This window comes from Microvirga sp. 2MCAF38 (genome assembly GCF_052115485.1).
Taxonomy (GTDB): Bacteria; Pseudomonadota; Alphaproteobacteria; order Rhizobiales; family Beijerinckiaceae; genus Microvirga.
The window spans coordinates 514294-532356 of sequence record NZ_JBFRGU010000004.1 but is presented as its reverse complement, the minus strand read 5'-3'; the positions used below and the strand labels follow the sequence as shown (position 1 = coordinate 532356).

Sequence of the window (18063 nt, the reverse complement as noted above, 5' to 3'; positions counted from 1 at the left end):
AATCAAGTTCTAAGAGTTGGCGGCGAGGCATTCTTCCGCTTCAGCAATCGCCTTCGGTTCGCCAACATGAAGCCATTGGCCGTCGAGTCGCAAGCCGTAGAGCCGATTCTTCGCAATGGCGCGGTCGTAGAACAGGTTCGCGGAGAAAGGCCCTTCTGGCGTATCCGTCACGAGATCGGGTTTGACGATGGAGACGCCGGCATAGACGAACGGCGCGCTCGCATCCGTGCCGCGACGGCGCAGACGGCCTGTCTCCTCCAGATGAAAATCGCCGCGCCCATCATAGCCGATGCTGGTGGTCGCTTCCGCGATCAGCATGAGAATGTCCATGCGCTCCGGATCCCACGCGGAGACGAGGCGCTTGAGATTGGGCGTCTTGCCTTCGATCCAGATCGAATCCGAATTGAAGGTGATGAACGGGTTTTGACCCAGCAGGGGCAGCGCTTTCTTCACGCCGCCGCCGGTTTCCAGAACCGCCTCGCGCTCATCGGAGATAACGATCTGCGGGCGGCTTCGTGTGTTCACATGCGCTTCGAGCATATCCGCGAAATGGTGCACGTTGACGACGACAGGCCCGATGCCCGCTTCCGCGAGACTGTCGAGGGCGAAGTCGATGAGCGTGCGTCCGCCCACCTTCACGAGGGGTTTCGGCATCGTCTCGGTGATGGGCAGCATGCGCTTGCCCAATCCGGCGGCGAGAACGATGGCGGTCTTCGGGGCGGTGTGCGGCAAGTGCGGGGCTCAGGTCGAGGGTGGAGTGTCGTCCGCGACGGGGACGAGCCGGGGCAGGTAGTTCGCGTACCAGGCCTTCAGATTGGCGAGGGCCGGGTGCGCGAGATTGCGGGCGAGATAGGCCTCTATCCGCGGCAGATGCTTCAGGTAATGCGGCTTGCCATCGCGGCGGTCGAGTCTTGCGAAAATGCCGAGGATCTTGGTGGCGCGTTGTGCGCCCATGATGGCATAGGCGCGGGCAAAGCCTGCCACGTTGAATGCGGGATCGGCGGCCCGGCGCTCGCGGGCGTAGAGACCGATCAGCTTCAACTCCAGATCCGGCGGCACGGAGATCCGCGCATCCTGCAGAAGCGAGGCGACATCGTAGGCGGGCGAGCCTAGAACCGCGTCCTGAAAATCGATCAGGCCGACGCGAGCCAGACCTTCGCGCTTCGGCAACCAGATCAGGTTCGGCGAATGATAGTCGCGCAGAACCCAGGTCGTCGGGCCCGAGAGAATCTCCTGCAACGCATCTGTCCAGAGATTGACGAATTCCGCGCGGGCCGAGCCCGAGAGCTGGTTGCCCATGATATGCGGCACATACCAATCCGCCAGAAGCTCCACCTCGATCAGGAGCGCTTCCTGATCGTAGGGCGGGATCGCGTGGTCGATGCCGTCTGCGACGGGCAGAACCTGCGGCAGTGTGGTGCCGTGGAGTTGCGCCAGAACGCGGGTCGCTTCCGCATAACGCTCGGGGATCGGGCCGTTGGCGTCGATGACGGGTTCGCTGCCGAGATCCTCCAGAATGAGAAGGCCGGCATCGAGATCTTCGCCGAAGATCTGTGGTGCGCTGAAACCGAGCGCTCGCAGGGCCTTGTCCATGGCGACGAAGGCGTGGACCGTCTCGGCCAGCTTCGCGACCGTGGTGTAAGGTTTGCCGCGCCGTACGGGCGGCCCCACGGGTCGAGGTGGTGAGATCATCAGAAGCGCGGTTTCGCCGGTCGGCTTCCATAGGCGCTCGTAAGAGCGGATGACGGAGGCATCCCCTTGCATGGGCAAACGCGTCGCATCCGCCCAACCGCTGCGTTCCACGATGGTCTGGAAGGCACGCAGGCGGCTCAACCGCGCTGCGAACGCGCCGGAGCCGGTGAGAAAAGCGATGCGCGCGCCGGAATCGCCGGGGGCGAGGTCCAAGCGGATGTCGAGCCGGTCGGACTTCAGTGCGTCCTCGGCATGTTCCGGCCATTCGACGAGAGTGATGGCATTCTCCGTCGCCTCGTCCCAGCCGAGCTCGAACAATTCGTCTCCGCTGCGCAGACGGTAGAAATCGGCGTGCACGATGGTGTTGCGCGCGCCGTCATAGACCTGCATGAGCGTGAAGGTCGGGCTCGGCACCTCCAATGCCGGATCGGCAGCGAGCATACGAATGATCGAGCGCGCGAAGGTCGTCTTGCCGGCCCCGAGATCGCCGGAAAGCGTCACGAGATCGCCAGCCCGCAATTCCTCGGCCACGGCGCGGGCGAGGCGTTCGGTCGCGGCCAAATCGGCCAGCGGCACGGTCCATTGGGGCTGCAAGCGATATTCCTCTCGTTTCAAAGCCAGTCCATTCGCCATCCGCGCGCGAATCCCTTATTCGGCAGCCAGCGGTGGTACCGCATTCTGGCCGGATCGACCATCCTGCGGCGCTTCCCGGCGTTCCATGGGGAATGTGCACATCACGGTCGTGCCTTCACCAGGGGCTGAGATCAGTTCCACCCGCCCGCCATGCAGTTCCACGAAGGAGCGCACGATGGCAAGGCCGAGGCCGACGCCGCGATGACGCGTGCCGAGCGTGTGGCTCTCAAAACGCTCGAACACCTTCGCCTTGATCTCGGGCGGAATGCCGCGTCCCTGGTCCCGGACCTCGAGCACCACCTCGCCGCCTCCCTTTCGGGCGCGGACGTGAATGGTCTGACCCGGCGCGGAGAAACCGACCGCGTTGGAAAGCAGGTTGAACAGAATCTGGCGGATGCGTTTACCGTCGGCGACGAAGGAGCCGATATCGGCGGGGGCGTCGATCCTCACCTCGATCGAGGCTTCCGCCAAGCGATCTTCGAGACCGCGCATGGCAGCGTCGATGGTCGAGCGGATATCGACGATCTCCGGCATCAGCTCCAGCGAGCCCGTATCGATGGAGGCCAGATCGAGAATGTCGTTGAGGATCGCGAGCAGCGAGCCCGATGAGCGCATGATGTGATCGGCATAGTCGCGCTGGCGGTCGTTGAGCGGGCCGACAGTCTCTTCGCTGAGCAGTTGCGCGAAACCGATGACATTGGTGAGCGGCGAGCGCAACTCGTAAGAAACGTGGTGGACGAACTCGTCGCGCAGGCGCGAGGCGCGCTCCAGCGCATCGTTGCGCTCGGTGAGCGCACGCGCCACGTTCACGCTCGCGGTCACGTCGATGAAGGTGAGAAGGGTCGCGCCGTCGGGCAGGGGCTGCGCGGCGCAATCGAGGGACGAGCCGTCCTGCCGATCCATGCGGCAACTCACGCCCATGCGCGCATCGGCAAGACCCGCGACGGCGCCACGGATGTCGATCCACGGCTCTTCCTGTGGGGCGAGCAGACGGCAGGCGCGGATGATCTTGTCGATATGCGGATGATCGGCGAGCGCGTCCGGCGGCAGGTGCCACAATTCGGCGAAGGCGCGGTTGTGCAGTTTCAGGCGCCCGTCCGTGCCGAACACGGCAACGCCTTCCTTCAAGGTGTTCAGCGTTTCGCTTTGCACGCTGGTGAGCGCGTTGACTTGCGATTCCAATTCGATGCGCTCGCTCACGTCGTCGAAGAGATAGGTGACGCCGCCTTGCGGGTTCGGGTTGATGACCACGCGCAGCGAGCGGCGGTCCGGCAGGTGCCACCAGATTTCGCGGGATTCGACGCTTTGGTAGCTCTTGTGAATCTCGGACTTCCACGCACGGAAATCGGCCTGCTCGGGCAGCTTGCGAGCGGAATGGAGCCGGTCCAGGACTTCACCGTCCGTGGGACGCGAGGCGAGAAAGGCCGCATCGAGATTCCACAGGCGTTGATAGGCCTCGTTTGAAAAGACGAGATGCTGCGATCCGTCGAAAATCGCAACCGCCGTCGGCAACTGATCGAGAGTACGCACATTGGCGTCCATCTGCCGCTGCAGGTCGGTGCGAACGGAATCGAGCTCGGACACATCGACCGCGATGCCCGCGCTACCGCCGCCGGTCGGATATTCCACCACATCGAGCACGGAGCGACGTCCGCCGACGACTGCTTTCACGCGCTCATGAAACGGCTTTCCGCTTGCGCGGAGCCGCTGTGCCTCTCCCCGCGCCTGCTCGCCGATCAACTCGAGCGAGCGGTGAGCGGCATCTTCCATGCTGTCCGCTTCCACGGCGCGAAGGTAGGCTTGGTTCGCCCAGACCAAGCGGCCGGTCTCATCGCGAATCCAGAGCGGATGCGCGATGGAATCGATGAGCAGCGTCATGCCGCGAAGATCGCCCTTCGCGGAGACAAGCTCGGCGCGGGCGAGCAGGAGTTCTGTACGGTCGCCCGTCACATCGCGCAGGCGCAGGATGGCGCTTGCGCCGAAGGTGCGGCCTTCCGCTTCGACGAAAGTGTTGAACAGCGTGCGCGCGGTCACGCGGAAACTCTCGCCGCGTTTTTTAAGCTGATCGAGCGCACGCTCGACGGCGGCGGCATCGGCCGGAGCGAGCCAGTGGCCGAAAGCCAGGGCGCGCTTCGTGGTCGCGCCGTCTCCAGCGATCGACGGATCACCCTCGAAATGGGGTTCGCCGTCGCGCGCCACCCAACTGATCAGGAGCTGGCGGTCCGAACCCATGAGAAGAGTCGCGCGGTCGTCCGCCGCCTGAAGATTTGCGATTTCTGCCCGGAATTTTTGCGTGCGCCTGGCGAAACGTCGACGCTCGCGCAGGAGCACGATGGAAGTGGTGGTCGAGAACGCGACAAGACCCATGACCAGCGCGAACGAAGCTGCGTTCTGCGGATCAAGCGCCGGAAGCGAGCCGATAAACGCGTTGATCTTGTCCATGTAGGGCAGTGTGATCGGCGCCGCGAGCGCGGGGGTGGCGGTCGTGCCGAGAAGCAGCGTGCCGAGAGCGATCTTTGGAGGCAGGCAGACGAGACCGGTCGCCATGACCGGATCGGATGTGTAGCCTCGCCATTCTCCGTGCCCGGCCATGCCGCGCCGCCTCCAAAAAGTTTCGCGCCTGTCGATCGGCGCGCAATGAATCGGCTCCGGCGCCAAAACTGCGCTGGGACACCCTCGTCTACGCATGAACGGAACAACCGGCAGACTTCAAAGCCGACGCGCCGGGCGAATCGCCCTCACCATAGACTACCGGCGACTCCGCCAGGAAGAGGGTTAAGGTCTGTTTAAGACTATTGCCGAAACCGTGTGGAGAACTTGTTGACGAAGGCTGGAAAACCGGTGCGCGGATCAAAAGAAAAAGCCCGGCGCGAACCGGGCTTTCTCGAGATTTGGAGCGGAGCAGGCGCTCAGTAGCGGTAGTGATCCGGCTTGAACGGGCCGGTGTCCTTCACGCCGATATAGGAAGCCTGATCCGGGCGCAGCTTGGTGAGCTTCACGCCGATCTTTTCGAGGTGCAGCGAGGCGACCTTCTCGTCCAGGTGCTTCGGCAGGGTGTAGACCTTCTTCTCGTACTTGCCTGCGTTGTTCCAGAGTTCGATCTGGGCCAGCGTCTGGTTGGTGAAGGAGGCCGACATCACGAAGGACGGGTGACCCATGGCGTTGCCGAGGTTCACAAGGCGGCCTTCCGAGAGCAGGATGATGCGGTGACCGTCGGCGAAGGTGATTTCGTCCACCTGCGGCTTGATGTTGTTCCACTTGAGGTTCTTGAGACCCGCGACCTGGATCTCGTTGTCGAAGTGGCCGATGTTGCAGACGATGGCCCGATCCTTCATAGCGCGCATGTGATCGAGGGTGATGACGTCCTTGTTGCCGGTCGCGGTGACGAAGATGTCGGCGCGGGGAGCAGCATCCTCCATCGTGGTCACTTCATAGCCTTCCATGGCGGCCTGGAGCGCGCAGATCGGATCGACTTCCGACACCAGCACGCGGCAGCCGGCCTGACGGAGCGAAGCCGCCGAGCCCTTGCCCACGTCGCCGAAGCCGGCGACCATGGCGACCTTGCCGGCCATCATCACGTCCGTGCCGCGGCGGATGCCGTCGACGAGCGATTCACGGCAGCCATAGAGGTTGTCGAACTTCGACTTGGTGACCGAGTCGTTGACGTTGATGGCGGGGAAGAGCAGCTTGCCTTCCTTGGCCATGATGTAGAGGCGGTGAACGCCCGTGGTGGTCTCTTCCGACACGCCCTTGATGGACTTCGCGACTTCCGCAAACCAGCCCTTCGGCTTTTCCTTGAGCAGGCGCTTGATGAGGGCGAAGAGGACTTCCTCTTCTTCCGCGCCGGGCTTGTCGAGGAAGGCCACGTCGCCCTGCTCGGCGCGAAGACCCAGGTGGACGAGCATGGTGGCGTCGCCGCCGTCGTCCAAAATCATGTTCGGCACACCGCCGCCATGCCAGTCGAACAGCTTGGCGGTGTAGTCCCAATACTCGACGAGCGTTTCGCCCTTATAGGCGAAGACCGGGATGCCGGCGGCAGCAATGGCGGCGGCCGCGTGATCCTGGGTTGAATAGATGTTGCACGATACCCAGCGCACATCCGCGCCGAGAGCCTTCAAGGTCTCGATCAGCACGGCGGTCTGAATGGTCATGTGGAGCGAGCCGGCGATGCGAGCGCCCTTCAAGGGCTGCTTCGGGCCGTATTCTTCGCGGACGGCCATGAGGCCGGGCATCTCGGTTTCGGCGATCGAGATTTCCTTGCGACCGAAATCGGCGAGCGAAATGTCCTTGACGAGGTAGTCCTTGGCGGTTTCAGCGCCCTTCAAAGCGGCCTGGCTCATGGGATGTCTCTTCCATAATCGTTGACTTGCGGTCTCTCTAACAGAGAGTCGCGGAAGAGGCAATCAAGATATAAAGATATCTTTATATGGCCGGGCGATCAGCGGAGAGGCCTGCCCAGTCTGGCGCCGAAAACCCTCCTCCCCGTGCGGGGAGAAGTTGGAGGTGGGGGGTGAGAGCGCCAACCTTGAATAGGCTAGCGCTACCACCTCCACCCTGGCTCCCCACAAGGGGGGAGGAATACGCGAATAGCGCAGCCCTTCGCTGCTCGGACTTGCAGGCCGCTGGATTCAATGCGTGCGCGTTGGATTATTCGTCCTCGCCGAACCTATTAGCCAGGAGATCATCCAGGGCCTGCAGGCAATCCGAGGCGTCCTGGCCTTTGGCGGTGACGGTGATCGTGGTTCCCTGCGCGGCTGCCAGGGTCAGAAGGCCCATGATGGACCGTCCGCCGACGGTCTCCCCGCAACGGGTTACGGTGACGTCCGAGCCGTAGCGCTCGACCATCTGGACGAACTTGGCCGACGCACGGGCATGAAGGCCGCGCCGGTTGATGATGGGCAATTCACGCGCCAATGCGCCGTCGGGAACAGGGGCTGGGGGACAGTCCTGATCGAACGAATCGGCCATAAACGCTTACTTTCCGGACAGAACGCGCGAAGCGACGTTGATGTATTTGCGTCCCGCTTCCTGAGCGTGAGCCACGGCGTCGGTCAACGATTCCTCATCGCGCACGCTGGCCAGCTTGATCAGCATGGGCAGGTTGATGCCGGCGACGACTTCCACCGAGCCGCCATTCATGCACGACAGGGCGAGATTCGACGGCGTTCCGCCGAACATATCGGTCAAAACAACGACGCCCTGGCCCGAATTGACGCGGCACACGGCGGCCATGATGTCCTTGCGCCGGGTTTCCATGTCGTCGTCGGGGCCGATCGTGATCGTTTCGAGCTGCTCTTGCGTTCCCACCACATGCTCCAGCGCGGCCTTGAATTCCGTCGCGAGCTGCCCGTGGGTGACGAGCACCATACCAATCATAATGTCTCTGGTCCGTTCGCTCCTTGGAGCGGAGCCGCTATTTTGTGCATTGCAACGCCAAGCGCAAGAGCATTGAGACGAAATCTTCATCACAGTGTCACGACCACGTCGTAACACCCTTTAGTCTCGCCAGCACTATATCAAATAGGGGGGTTCCGGTTCGACTTGCAAGCCGGGGCAGCAAGAGGCCGCAGAGCGAAACCTCGGTCTCCTCCTGCTCAGGATAACGGATCGGGTCCGCCAGCGACAGGTCGATCACGAGGCGCAGAACGGCTGATTCCTCAAAGGGAACGGGTATAATTCCAAGGCCGCGCACCTCTATTTTCCCCTCGATGGGCTCGACAGGCCGGGCGACGAGGCGGCTTCCGAAAGGGGCGATCCGGGTGCGGTCGTCGCTGACCAGCCGCGCAAACATGCAAGCTTGGTTTGCAAGGAAAATCAGCTCGCGCGCCAGAGTCGACTTGCCCGTTTTGGGGCCGCCGCGAATGAGAATGCCGGATTCGTTCAGGACGATGCAGCCTGCATAGATGGTCTCGGCCCTATCCATGATTTTGGCCGGCGGCGGGGATGCGGATGATGAAACGCGCTCCAAGGCGCGTCGGCTCTCCGTCTTCGCCGGGCGCGCCCACCCGGTTCTCGGCCCGGATCGTACCGCGATGCGCTTCCACGATCTGGCGCGAGATCGACAAGCCAAGGCCGGAATTCTGGCCGAAGCCTTGCTCCGGGCGGTCGGTATAGAAGCGCTCGAAAATTCGGTCGAGGGCATGAGGCTCGATGCCGGGCCCGCTATCCTCCACAGCCACCTCGACCTCGTTGCGGCGGCGGCGCAAAGTCACCTGAACGGTTGCGTCCGGCGGCGAGAAGGAGCGGGCGTTGTCGAACAGGTTGTTGAACACCTGTCCCAGGCGACTATCATGACCGAAGATCAGGAAGTCATTGCGCCGCGAAGCCGAGCGCGCGATCTCGAGGCGGATCAACGGATCGTGCGCGTGCCGCCGCTCGTTGGCGACCGAGACGACCGTTTCCAGAAGGCGCGCCACGTCGACCACTTCCGCATCCGCTCGGGCGAGTTCGGCATCGAGCCGCGACGCGTCGGAGATATCCGTGATCAGGCGATCGAGGCGCTTCACGTCGTGCTGAATGATCGACATGAGACGTTGTTTCGACTCGTCGCTACGGGCGAGCGGCAAGGTTTCGACCGCGCTGCGAAGGGAGGTCAACGGGTTCTTCAATTCGTGCGCCACGTCGGCGGCGAAGCTCTCGATGGCGTCGATACGGTTGTAGAGTGCCCGCGTCATGTCGCGGATCGCACCCGACAGGTGGCCGATTTCGTCCGACCGATTGGTGAAGTCAGGAATTTCTTGGCGCGACTTCGTGCCCCACCGCACCCGCTCGGCGGCTTCCGCCAGACGCCGCACCGGCCCAGCGATGGCGCCCGCGAGAAGCAGCGAAAGTACGATCATGACGATGGCGGCGATCAGGAAGACCTGCAGCAGGGCCATGCGTTCGGAGGCGATGATGGAATCGATGTCGTTGCCCTGCGTGGACAGCAGAAGCACGCCCTGAATGGAGCGGAAGCGCTGGATCGGCACCGCCACGGAGACGATGGTTTCGCCTCGCGCATTGGTTCTCACTTCGTCCGATTGCTTGCCCAGGAAGGCCTGCTGCACTTCCGGCAGGGACTTGCCGTTGACCGGGCCGATTTCTTCCACCCCCGCGCGCCGTTTGCGGCGGAAAAAGGTACGGACGCTGTTCCAGGTGCGTTCGAAGAAATTCGTGTCTTCGTCCGTCACCGGCGGCAGGTCGAGACGCAGGATATCGCCGCGCGAATACAGTGCGCGGGAATCGAGAAGCAGCGCGCCGTCCCGGTCATAGATGCGCGCGCGCGTTCCCGTCGGCGTCACCAGGCGGCGGAGCAGCGGCGCGACGCGTTCGGGGTTGATGGAGAATTCGAGCGGGAAGAGATTTTCCTCGCCGAATTTCTCCGTCTGCCCCGCCTGCATCTGCAGGAGCTTGTCCGGATCGATGGTGATGTTGTCGGTCTCGACGGTCGCCGAACTCGCGATCGCCCCCGCGATGATTTCACCTTGCGTCAGAAGGCTCTGCACCCGCGCTTCGATCAGGCCCTCGCGGAACTGGTTGAGGTAAAGAAAGCCGATGAGGAGCGCCACGAGCCCGGCAAGGTTGAGCACCACGATGCGCCGCGTCAGGCTCGACGACATCTGCAGCCAGAGGAGGCGGCCGAAGCCTTTCAGGCGTGCCAGACCCCCCCGGGGAGCTGGCTGGTCCTCGCCCCCGGCTTCCACATTGATGAAATCAGCTTTCATGAGCCTTCTTGGCGTTCACGGCGGCCTCGATCAAGCGCATTTCCTTCGCAAAACCGGAGTCCGCTTTGCTCCGGTCTCAGTTTTCCTTGAACCGGTATCCTACGCCATAGAGCGTCTCGATCATCTCGAAATTATCATCGACGACCTTGAACTTCTTGCGGAGGCGCTTGATGTGGCTGTCGATGGTGCGGTCATCCACGTAGACCTGATCGTCGTAGGCCGCGTCCATCAGGGCGTTGCGGCTCTTCACGACGCCGGGACGGGTCGCGAGTGCCTGAAGGATCAGGAATTCCGTAACAGTCAGCGTCACGGGCTCGCCCTTCCAGGTGCAGGCGTGACGCTCGGGGTCCATGGATAGCAGGCCGCGTTCGAGAGCCTTGGAATCGGCTTCGCGCGGAGCTGATTGATCTTTCGGCGCGAACCGGCGCAGAACGGCTTTCACGCGCTCCACCAGAAGACGCTGCGAGAACGGTTTGCGGATGAAATCGTCCGCACCCATCTTGAGGCCGAACAACTCGTCGATCTCCTCGTCCTTGGAGGTGAGGAAGATCACCGGCAGATCCGATTTCTGGCGGAGGCGGCGCAGCAATTCCATGCCGTCCATCCGCGGCATCTTGATATCGAAGATCGCCAGATCCGGCGGGGAATGCTTCAGCCCGTCGAGGGCCGATGCGCCGTCGGTGTAGGTCTGGATCCGATATCCTTCCGCTTCGAGAGCGATGGAGACGGAAGTCAGAATGTTGCGATCGTCATCGACGAGAGCAATCGTCGGCATGAACTCATCCTTATCAACTGAGGCGGCCGCATGCTTTTTGCGGCTGGTGGCCAAAGACGCTGAGCGTCCAACTGTGCCTTTCTCGTGGCATATGTATGGTTCGTTGGCCCCAATCGCCAGTGGGGCGGGGTTATCTTAGGATTTTAAGCGCGGTGCGGCGAGGCGGATACCGGTTTGGCGAAAGATCGTGAATGATCGGCTCTTTCTTGAATCGCGATCATTCTCCAAGCTGAAACCTCAATCGGAGATGAACGATGGACGAGCCGAAAGCGCCTGAGATGAATTTCGACGGCGTCAATCTGGGCAGGCTTTTGCTGCGCAGCATTCGGGCCGGTGCCTTGGGCACCCTCGATGCTACCGGTTTTCCCTTTACGACGTTGGTGACGGTCGCGACCGATAGCGATGGATCGCCCTTGATCCTCACATCCCGCCTTGCCGCCCATACGGGAAACATGGAGCGCGATCCCCGCGTCTCCTTGCTTTTGGCGCAGACCGGGCGAGGCGATCCTCTGGCGCATCCCCGCCTCACGATCATGGGGAAGGCTTATCCGACGACGGATCCGCGTGCCCGCACGCGCTTTCTGGCGCGCAATCCGAAATCGCGGCTCTATGCGGATTTTCCCGATTTCTCGTTCTGGCGCATCGAAATCTTGGGCGGCCACCTCAATGGCGGCTTCGCCCGCGCGGCGAGTCTGAGCACGCAAGACCTCAAGACGGATCTCACCGGAGCCGAGGGAGTTGTCGAGGCGGAAGCCGGAGCCGTCGCTCATATGAACCAGGACCACCGGGAGGCTCTCGAACTCTATGCGACCCGGTTGGCTGGCGGCAGCCCCGGCGCCTGGGAGGCGAGCGGCCTCGATCCCGAGGGCATCGACTTGATTCTCGGCGATCAGACGGCGCGGGTGCTCTTTCCCGAGCGGGCGACGGACGCCATATCCTTGCGGCGTATCCTGAAGGATTTAGCCGGGCAGGCTCGGCGACGCGAAAAATAGAACGAAATGGAATGCCCTGGTTGAACGGCAACGCTCCATGACTTAAAGACCGCCCCATATGTTTCGACAGGGCAAGCGTTGTCCGCGTCGCCTGAACGTCAGAGATAGACCCGGATCGGCGTCAGGCCGATGATGCGGGTGGCCACAAGGGAGGTCTTCGTGGAGAATGTCGGCGTCTTCAACAGCAAACAGGGGTCTGAAACCTTCGGGTTCACCGATCTCCAGCGCGTCTTCTGGAATCTCGAGGCGCCTTCGCTCTACGAGCAGGCCCTGAAGCGGAACGAAGCGCGGCTCGCGCGCGGCGGCGCACTGCTCGCCGAGACCGGCATCCACACGGGGCGCTCGCCGAAGGACAAGTTCGTCGTTCGGGACGCGACCACGGAAGAGACGGTCTGGTGGGACAATAACGGTTCGATCACGCCCGGCAATTTCGATCTCCTGCTGCAGGATTTCATTGCCCACGCCAAGGGCAAAGAATTGTTCGCGCAGGATCTCTATGGCGGTGCGGATCCGACCTACCGGGTCAAGGCGCGGGTCTTCACGGAACTCGCCTGGCACTCGCTCTTCATCCGCAATCTCCTGATCCGGCCGGACGAGGGCGAACTCGCTTCTTATGCGCCCGAACTCACCATCGTCGATCTGCCGACCTTCAAGGCCGACCCGGCGCGCCACGGGTGCCGTGGCGAGACGGTCATCGCCTGCGACTTCACCCGCAAGATCGTGCTGATCGGCGGCTCGTCCTACGCGGGCGAGATGAAGAAGTCCGTTTTCACCTATCTCAACTTCGCACTGCCCAAGGTCAACGTGATGCCCATGCATTGCTCCGCCAATGTGGGCGATGCTGGCGATGTCGCCGTGTTCTTCGGCCTCTCCGGAACCGGCAAGACGACGCTGTCCGCCGATCCGAACCGCACGCTCATCGGCGACGACGAGCACGGCTGGGGCCCGAACGGCGTGTTCAACTTCGAAGGCGGCTGCTACGCCAAGACGATCCGCCTGTCGCGTGAAGCCGAGCCCGAGATCTACGCCACGACGGAACGGTTCGGAACGGTGCTCGAGAACGTGGTCATCGACCCGATCACCCGCGTACCGGATTTCGACGATGCATCGCGCACCGAGAATACGCGCTGCGCCTATCCGCTCGATTTCATCGAGAATGCGAGCACCACCGGCCGCGCGGGCATTCCGAAGAACATCGTGATGCTGACCTGCGACGCGTTCGGCGTCCTGCCGCCCATCGCCAAGCTCACACCGGCCGAGGCAATGTATCACTTCCTCTCCGGCTACACCGCCAAGGTCGCCGGAACGGAGAAGGGCGTCAGCGATCCGGAGGCGACCTTCTCGACCTGCTTCGGCGCGCCGTTCATGCCGCGTCATCCCTCCGTTTACGGCAATCTCCTGCGCGATCTCATCGCCAAGCACCATGTGGATTGCTGGCTCGTGAATACGGGCTGGACCGGCGGCAAATACGGTACCGGCCGCCGCATGCCGATCCGCGTGACGCGCCGGCTGCTTTCCGCTGCCCTCGATGGTTCGCTGTCGCGCGCCGATTTCCGCCGCGATCCTTACTTCGGCTTCGCGGTGCCGACTTCGGTGCCCGGCGTCGAGCCGCATATCCTCTATCCGGTCAAGACCTGGGCCGACAAAGCCGCCTTCGCCGAGACCGCGAAGCGCCTCGTGAACATGTTCAACGAGAACTTCAAACGCTTCGAGGCCTACGTGGATGCGGATGTGAAGGCGGCCGCACCGCAAATGTCGATTGCGGCCTGACACACCAGCTCCCTAGAACTTGATCGTGTCTCTTTGAAACATGATCAAATTCTCGATTCCTTATTGCCGCATGATCCGGGCGAACAACCGGTTTTCACTTGTTCTGATCATGCTCTAGATTGAGTGAACGGCGGCCCCGGGGTCGCCGTTTTCACGAGGTCTCCCATGGATGTTCTCGTTATCGGAGCCGGTGTGGTCGGCCTTGCCATTGCCCGCGCGCTGAGCCAACGCGGTCATGCGGTGATCGTGGCGGAGACGACGGGCGGCATAGGCAATGGGATCTCCTCGCGCAACAGCGAGGTCGTTCATGGGGGGATGTATTATCCCAAAGGTTCGCTGAAAGCCCGCCACTGCGTCGCCGGACGGCGGATGCTCTATGCTTTCTGCGAGAGCCACGGGGTGCCGTTTCGAAAATGCGGCAAGCTGATCGTTGCGACGAACGAGCGCGAAGAAGCCAAGATTGCGGGCATCTATCAGCAGGGTCTGACGAATGGTGTCGAAGGGCTCGTCATGCTGAACGCGCGGGAGGTGCAAGCCCTTGAGCCTGCGCTCGCTTGCAGCGCGGCGATCCTCTCGACGGAAACCGGCATCGTCGACACTCATGCCCTGATGGTGGCTTTGCAGGGCGATCTCGAAGCCGCCGGCGGCGTGGTGGCGTTCAACGCACCCCTGGAGCAGGTGTCGCGCCGCGGAAGCGGTTGGGATGTGCACATTGGTGGGGCGGAGCCCGCGACCCTGTCCTTCGATGCGCTCGTCAACGCGGCGGGCCTCGGCGCACAGGCTTTGGCGCGTGCCGTCGACGCCTATCCGCAGGAGCGCGTGCCGCCGCTCTTTCTTGCGAAGGGCAATTATTTCGGCTGCGCGGGAAAGCCCGTCTTCTCGCACCTGATCTATCCCGCGCCCGTCGATGGTGGTCTCGGCACCCACGTCACGCTCGATCTTGCCGGGCGCCTGCGTTTCGGGCCGGACGTGGAATGGGTCGAGAGCGAGGATTACGTCGTCGATCCGCACCGCGCAGAGAGTTTCGTTGCCTCGATCCGCCGCTATTGGCCGAGCCTGCCCGATGATGTGCTCGTACCCGATTATTCCGGCATCCGTCCAAAACTCACAGGCCCCGGCGAACCCGCCGCCGATTTTCTCATCGATGGTCCGCAAGAGCACGGGCTTTCAGGCCTCGTCCAGCTCTTCGGCATCGAAAGCCCCGGCTTCACATCCAGCCTTTCCATCGCCGAGGATGTGGTGAAGCGGCTTGAAGCCTGACCTGACCAAACGTCATCCCGGGGCTGCGAAGCAGAACCCGGGATCGCGGGACGATCGAGGCGCTTCATTCGGACGACGATCCCGGATCGCCTATGGCGTCCGGGATGACGATTAGGCCCTAAAGAACAAAAGCGTTACGAGCAGAAAAGTCGGAATCAACACCGCGCCCGACCAGAGAAGATAAGCAAAGAAGCTCGGCATCTTCACGCCGCCCTCGCGAGCGATGGCGTAGACCATGAAATTGGGCGCATTGCCGATATAGGAGTTTGCGCCCATGAACACGGCGCCGGCCGAAATGGCCGCGAGCGTCAGAGCGCCCTCCGTCATCAAGTGTTGCGCATCGCCGCCCGCCAGTTCGAAGAAGACGAGATAGGTCGGTGCGTTGTCGAGGAAGGATGAGAGGCCGCCCGTCAGCCAGAAATAAGCCGCGTTGTTCGCGCTGCCGTCAGCATTGGTGACAAGTGCGACGAGCGGCGCGAAGGCACCCGCGCTGCCAGCCTTCAGCATGGCGAGCACGGGGATGATGGTGATGAAGATGCCTGCGAACAGCTTCGCCACTTCCTTGATCGGCCCCCACGAGAATCCGTTCTCCGCGTGAGCGGCTTCCGGCGTCGTGGTGAGAGAAATAACGGTCACGACGATCATGATGAGATCGCGCAAGGCGTTCGCCAGTTCGATGTCGATGCCCAGGATCGCGACGCGGCCGAGATCGACCGTCGCGCTCATGAGGATTGCGGCGATGATCACGCCGATGAGCAGGAAGTTGATGCCGCCGGAGATTCGCAGCGGATTGTCAGGTGTCGGATCGGGGCGTGTGCGCCCTTCGAGCTTGTAGATCACGCAATCGAGCACGAAGAACACGAGCAGCACGAGGCCGCTGGCGAACAGGGTCTGGCCGAAAAGATGCTTCGTCGTCCAGAAGAAATCGACCCCCCGCAGGAAGCCGAGGAAAAGCGGTGGATCTCCGAGCGGAGTGAGTGAGCCGCCGATATTCGACACGAGGAAGATGAAGAACACCACCACATGGGCGTTGTGCTTCCGGTCGTCGTTGGCGCGCAGCACGGGGCGGATCATGACCATAGAGGCGCCGGTGGTGCCGATGACGCTCGCGAGCGCCGTGCCGATGCCGAGAAGCAGCGTGTTGGAGACGGGCGCTCCGTGAATGTTGCCCCGGATCAAAATGCCGCCCGCCACCGTGAACAACGCCAGCAGCAGCAGGATGAACGGGATGTATTCCAGGAAGGCGGTATGCGCCAGAACGCCGATGGTGGTTGAAGCCCCTTCGACGAGGGCAATCGGAACCAGCAACAGGAGCGACCAAAGCGCCGCAATCTTGCCCTGATGATGCTCCCAGGTATGCCCCGCAAAAAGCGGAAACAACGCGATCGAGAGGAGGATGCCGGCGAAGGGAAGCGCCCAGGATAAGCCCAGTGTCCGCCCGTCGAGTTCCGTCGCGCCGGCCGCTTCCGGCATGGCAAGCATCGCGGCGACAATCGCGAGAGCGCGGATTTCAGCGCGGATTTTCATGAATGAGCCCCCTCGTTCATCGGGTTCCCCGATGATTATTTTTGCAGCATTATGGAAAGCAATGAAGCGTTGCAATGGGTGACAATGCCTTGGCATTAACCGCCTGTTCAGCTTAACTGAAACATTATGAACAAGATGATGCACGGTGCTCGATAGCGCCTGGGGTTCAACGAAGCCGATGTGCCGCTTTCTTGCCTACCGGGGCGATCCGATCTTTCTGGCCGATCTGGTTTGCGCGCCCGCCCATTCGCTGGTGCACCAATCACTCCACGCCATCGAGGCGAAGACGGAAACGAACGGGGACGGCTTCGGTATCGGCTGGTATCGTGAGCGGCGGGAGCCGGGGCTCTATCGCGAGGTGCGCCCGGCCTGGTCGGACGAGAACCTGCGGAGCCTCTGCGATCAGGTGCGGTCCAGCTTGTTTTTCGCCCATGTGCGCGCTGCCACCGGCACCGCCACCATGCGGGCGAATTGCCATCCCTTCACCCATGGCCCTCATCTCTTCATGCATAACGGCCAGATCGGCGGTTACAAGAAGATCAAGCGCCGCCTCGAGGCGATGATCCCGGACGATCTCTTCGACACGCGTCACGGCACCACCGATTCGGAGGCCATCTTCCTTCTGGCGCTGGCGAACGGTCTTGCGGACGAACCCGTTGCGGCCATGGCGCGCACCTTGAAGACCGTGCGCGGCCTCATGGACGAAGCCGGCATTACCGAGCCGTTCAAGTTCACCGCCGCCTTCACCGACGGCGAGAGCCTGTTCGCCTATCGATGGTCCAGCGACGCGCAGCCCCCCACACTCTATTTCCGCGAGTCCGACAGCAATCTGCTCGTCGTGTCGGAGCCTATCGACGACAAGGCGAAAGGCTGGCGCGAGGTGCCGAAAGGCTGCAGCCTCGTCGCGCGCGCGGGAAGCCCCGTGACGGTCGAGTGCCTGAACGAGGCCATGAGTCGGTTGGCTGCATGATCTATCTCATCCGCCATGGCGAAACGCTGTGGAACGCGGTCGGACGCTACCAGGGTCAGAAGGATTCGCCTTTGAGCGAACGCGGACGTGAACAGGCCGAGCTCATCGGGCGCCTTCTCGCCCACGAGACCATCGATCTCACGTCGCCGCTTCGGGCCCATGTCAGCCCCCTTGGCCGCACGCAGGCGACGGCCGATCTGATCTCGCGCCATGTCGCGCTCGATCGTTCGGATGAGCCGCGCCTCGCTGAAATCTCCATGGGCTCCTGGGACGGCATGACGCGTTATGAAATCTCCATGGAATATCCCGATGCGTTGCACGGAGCCGACGCGTTCGACTGGTATTTCCGCTCCCCCGACGGAGAAACCTTCGATTCCGTTTGCGGGCGTGTGGCCTCGTGGCTCGCGGATCTCGACGGCCCCATCGTCGCCGTTTCGCATGGGGTGACGGGTCGGCTGATCCGCGGGGTGTATCTCGGTCTCTCGAAGCGAGAAATGCTGGAGCTGGCCGTGCCGCAGGATGGTTTCTACAAACTGCAAAACGGCCGGGCCGAATTGATTGGCGCGGCGTCCGGCAGCATGGCCTGAAGGCGGTCCGCCCTGTGGCTCCGCGCAAAAGCGAAAGGCCCTCGCGATATCGCAAGGGCCTTCCGTTTGGAGCATGAGCAGAACAAGTGGAAAACCGGTTGTTCGCCCGGATCATGCGCATCAAAAGAATCGAGAGTTTGATCACGTTTCAATC

The 18063-nt window shown here is 62.5% G+C and carries 15 protein-coding genes; 5 read left to right on the top strand and 10 right to left on the bottom strand.

Features of this window, described 5'->3' with window-relative positions:
• Positions 1–9 precede the first annotated feature (9 nt).
• The 9 genes from AB4072_RS11345 to AB4072_RS11305 form a co-directional block, all read right to left on the bottom strand.
• On the bottom strand, positions 10–732 hold the full coding sequence (locus AB4072_RS11345; protein ID WP_441968032.1) for a nucleotidyltransferase family protein: 723 nt from the start codon (positions 730–732) through the stop codon (positions 10–12).
• 9 nt (positions 733–741) lie between these two features.
• Positions 742–2325: a tRNA (adenosine(37)-N6)-threonylcarbamoyltransferase complex ATPase subunit type 1 TsaE gene (gene tsaE, locus AB4072_RS11340; protein WP_441968031.1), complete on the bottom strand. Its 1584-nt coding sequence runs from the start codon at positions 2323–2325 to the stop codon at positions 742–744.
• Between the two features lie 15 nt (positions 2326–2340).
• The gene (locus AB4072_RS11335; protein ID WP_441968030.1) at positions 2341–4917 is read right to left on the bottom strand and encodes an ATP-binding protein; all 2577 of its coding nucleotides are present in this window, start codon (positions 4915–4917) and stop codon (positions 2341–2343) included.
• A gap of 317 nt (positions 4918–5234) precedes the next feature.
• Positions 5235–6665: an adenosylhomocysteinase gene (gene ahcY / locus AB4072_RS11330; RefSeq protein WP_441968029.1), complete on the bottom strand. Its 1431-nt coding sequence runs from the start codon at positions 6663–6665 to the stop codon at positions 5235–5237.
• Between the two features lie 307 nt (positions 6666–6972).
• Positions 6973–7293, bottom strand: a complete 321-nt coding sequence (locus tag AB4072_RS11325) for an HPr family phosphocarrier protein (RefSeq protein WP_441968028.1) — start codon at positions 7291–7293, stop codon at positions 6973–6975.
• 6 nt (positions 7294–7299) lie between these two features.
• Positions 7300–7701 (bottom strand): PTS sugar transporter subunit IIA, encoded by a 402-nt coding sequence (locus AB4072_RS11320; protein ID WP_441968027.1) that lies wholly within the window; start codon positions 7699–7701, stop codon positions 7300–7302.
• A 97-nt stretch (positions 7702–7798) separates the two neighbouring features.
• Positions 7799–8248, bottom strand: coding sequence for an HPr kinase/phosphorylase (locus AB4072_RS11315; RefSeq protein WP_441968026.1), 450 nt, complete (start codon positions 8246–8248; stop codon positions 7799–7801).
• Positions 8241–10028: a stimulus-sensing domain-containing protein gene (locus tag AB4072_RS11310; protein WP_441968025.1), complete on the bottom strand. Its 1788-nt coding sequence runs from the start codon at positions 10026–10028 to the stop codon at positions 8241–8243. The genes AB4072_RS11315 and AB4072_RS11310 overlap by 8 nt, the downstream gene beginning before the upstream one ends.
• A 76-nt stretch (positions 10029–10104) precedes the next feature.
• Complete coding sequence (locus AB4072_RS11305; RefSeq protein WP_441968024.1) at positions 10105–10803, bottom strand: response regulator; 699 nt, start codon at positions 10801–10803, stop codon at positions 10105–10107.
• A gap of 254 nt (positions 10804–11057) precedes the next feature.
• Between AB4072_RS11305 and AB4072_RS11300 the strand changes: the two genes are divergently transcribed.
• The 3 genes from AB4072_RS11300 to AB4072_RS11290 all read left to right on the top strand — a co-directional run bounded on the left by AB4072_RS11300 (position 11058) and on the right by AB4072_RS11290 (position 14825).
• Positions 11058–11795 (top strand): HugZ family pyridoxamine 5'-phosphate oxidase, encoded by a 738-nt coding sequence (locus AB4072_RS11300; protein ID WP_441968023.1) that lies wholly within the window; start codon positions 11058–11060, stop codon positions 11793–11795.
• A gap of 159 nt (positions 11796–11954) precedes the next feature.
• Complete coding sequence (locus AB4072_RS11295; RefSeq protein ID WP_441968022.1) at positions 11955–13565, top strand: phosphoenolpyruvate carboxykinase; 1611 nt, start codon at positions 11955–11957, stop codon at positions 13563–13565.
• 165 nt (positions 13566–13730) lie between these two features.
• A complete protein-coding gene (locus AB4072_RS11290; protein WP_441968021.1) occupies positions 13731–14825 on the top strand; it encodes an NAD(P)/FAD-dependent oxidoreductase in 1095 nt (364 codons plus the stop codon).
• Between the two features lie 111 nt (positions 14826–14936).
• On the opposite strand, the gene AB4072_RS11285 is transcribed toward AB4072_RS11290, so the two are convergent.
• Complete coding sequence (locus AB4072_RS11285) at positions 14937–16352, bottom strand: sodium:proton antiporter (RefSeq protein WP_441968020.1); 1416 nt, start codon at positions 16350–16352, stop codon at positions 14937–14939.
• A 178-nt stretch (positions 16353–16530) separates the two neighbouring features.
• On the opposite strand from AB4072_RS11285, the gene AB4072_RS11280 reads away from it, so the two are divergent.
• Both AB4072_RS11280 and AB4072_RS11275 read left to right on the top strand, forming a co-directional pair.
• Positions 16531–17322, top strand: a complete 792-nt coding sequence (locus AB4072_RS11280; protein WP_441968019.1) for a class II glutamine amidotransferase — start codon at positions 16531–16533, stop codon at positions 17320–17322.
• On the top strand, positions 17319–17909 hold the full coding sequence (locus AB4072_RS11275; protein WP_441968018.1) for a histidine phosphatase family protein: 591 nt from the start codon (positions 17319–17321) through the stop codon (positions 17907–17909). Before AB4072_RS11280 ends, AB4072_RS11275 begins: the two co-directional genes overlap by 4 nt.
• The last annotated feature ends 154 nt before the right edge of the window (positions 17910–18063 follow it).

Coding starts and splice junctions, on each gene's coding strand:
- AB4072_RS11320 (WP_441968027.1), bottom strand. CDS start 7,701: ATGATTGGTATGGTGCTCGTCACCCACGGGCAGCTCGCGACGGAATTC.
- AB4072_RS11275 (WP_441968018.1), top strand. CDS start 17,319: ATGATCTATCTCATCCGCCATGGCGAAACGCTGTGGAACGCGGTCGGA.
- ahcY (WP_441968029.1), bottom strand. CDS start 6,665: ATGAGCCAGGCCGCTTTGAAGGGCGCTGAAACCGCCAAGGACTACCTC.
- AB4072_RS11315 (WP_441968026.1), bottom strand. CDS start 8,248: ATGGATAGGGCCGAGACCATCTATGCAGGCTGCATCGTCCTGAACGAA.
- AB4072_RS11305 (WP_441968024.1), bottom strand. CDS start 10,803: ATGCCGACGATTGCTCTCGTCGATGACGATCGCAACATTCTGACTTCC.
- AB4072_RS11325 (WP_441968028.1), bottom strand. CDS start 7,293: ATGGCCGATTCGTTCGATCAGGACTGTCCCCCAGCCCCTGTTCCCGAC.
- AB4072_RS11290 (WP_441968021.1), top strand. CDS start 13,731: ATGGATGTTCTCGTTATCGGAGCCGGTGTGGTCGGCCTTGCCATTGCC.
- AB4072_RS11300 (WP_441968023.1), top strand. CDS start 11,058: ATGGACGAGCCGAAAGCGCCTGAGATGAATTTCGACGGCGTCAATCTG.
- AB4072_RS11285 (WP_441968020.1), bottom strand. CDS start 16,352: ATGAAAATCCGCGCTGAAATCCGCGCTCTCGCGATTGTCGCCGCGATG.
- AB4072_RS11335 (WP_441968030.1), bottom strand. CDS start 4,917: ATGGCCGGGCACGGAGAATGGCGAGGCTACACATCCGATCCGGTCATG.
- AB4072_RS11310 (WP_441968025.1), bottom strand. CDS start 10,028: ATGAAAGCTGATTTCATCAATGTGGAAGCCGGGGGCGAGGACCAGCCA.
- AB4072_RS11280 (WP_441968019.1), top strand. CDS start 16,531: ATGTGCCGCTTTCTTGCCTACCGGGGCGATCCGATCTTTCTGGCCGAT.
- tsaE (WP_441968031.1), bottom strand. CDS start 2,325: ATGGCGAATGGACTGGCTTTGAAACGAGAGGAATATCGCTTGCAGCCC.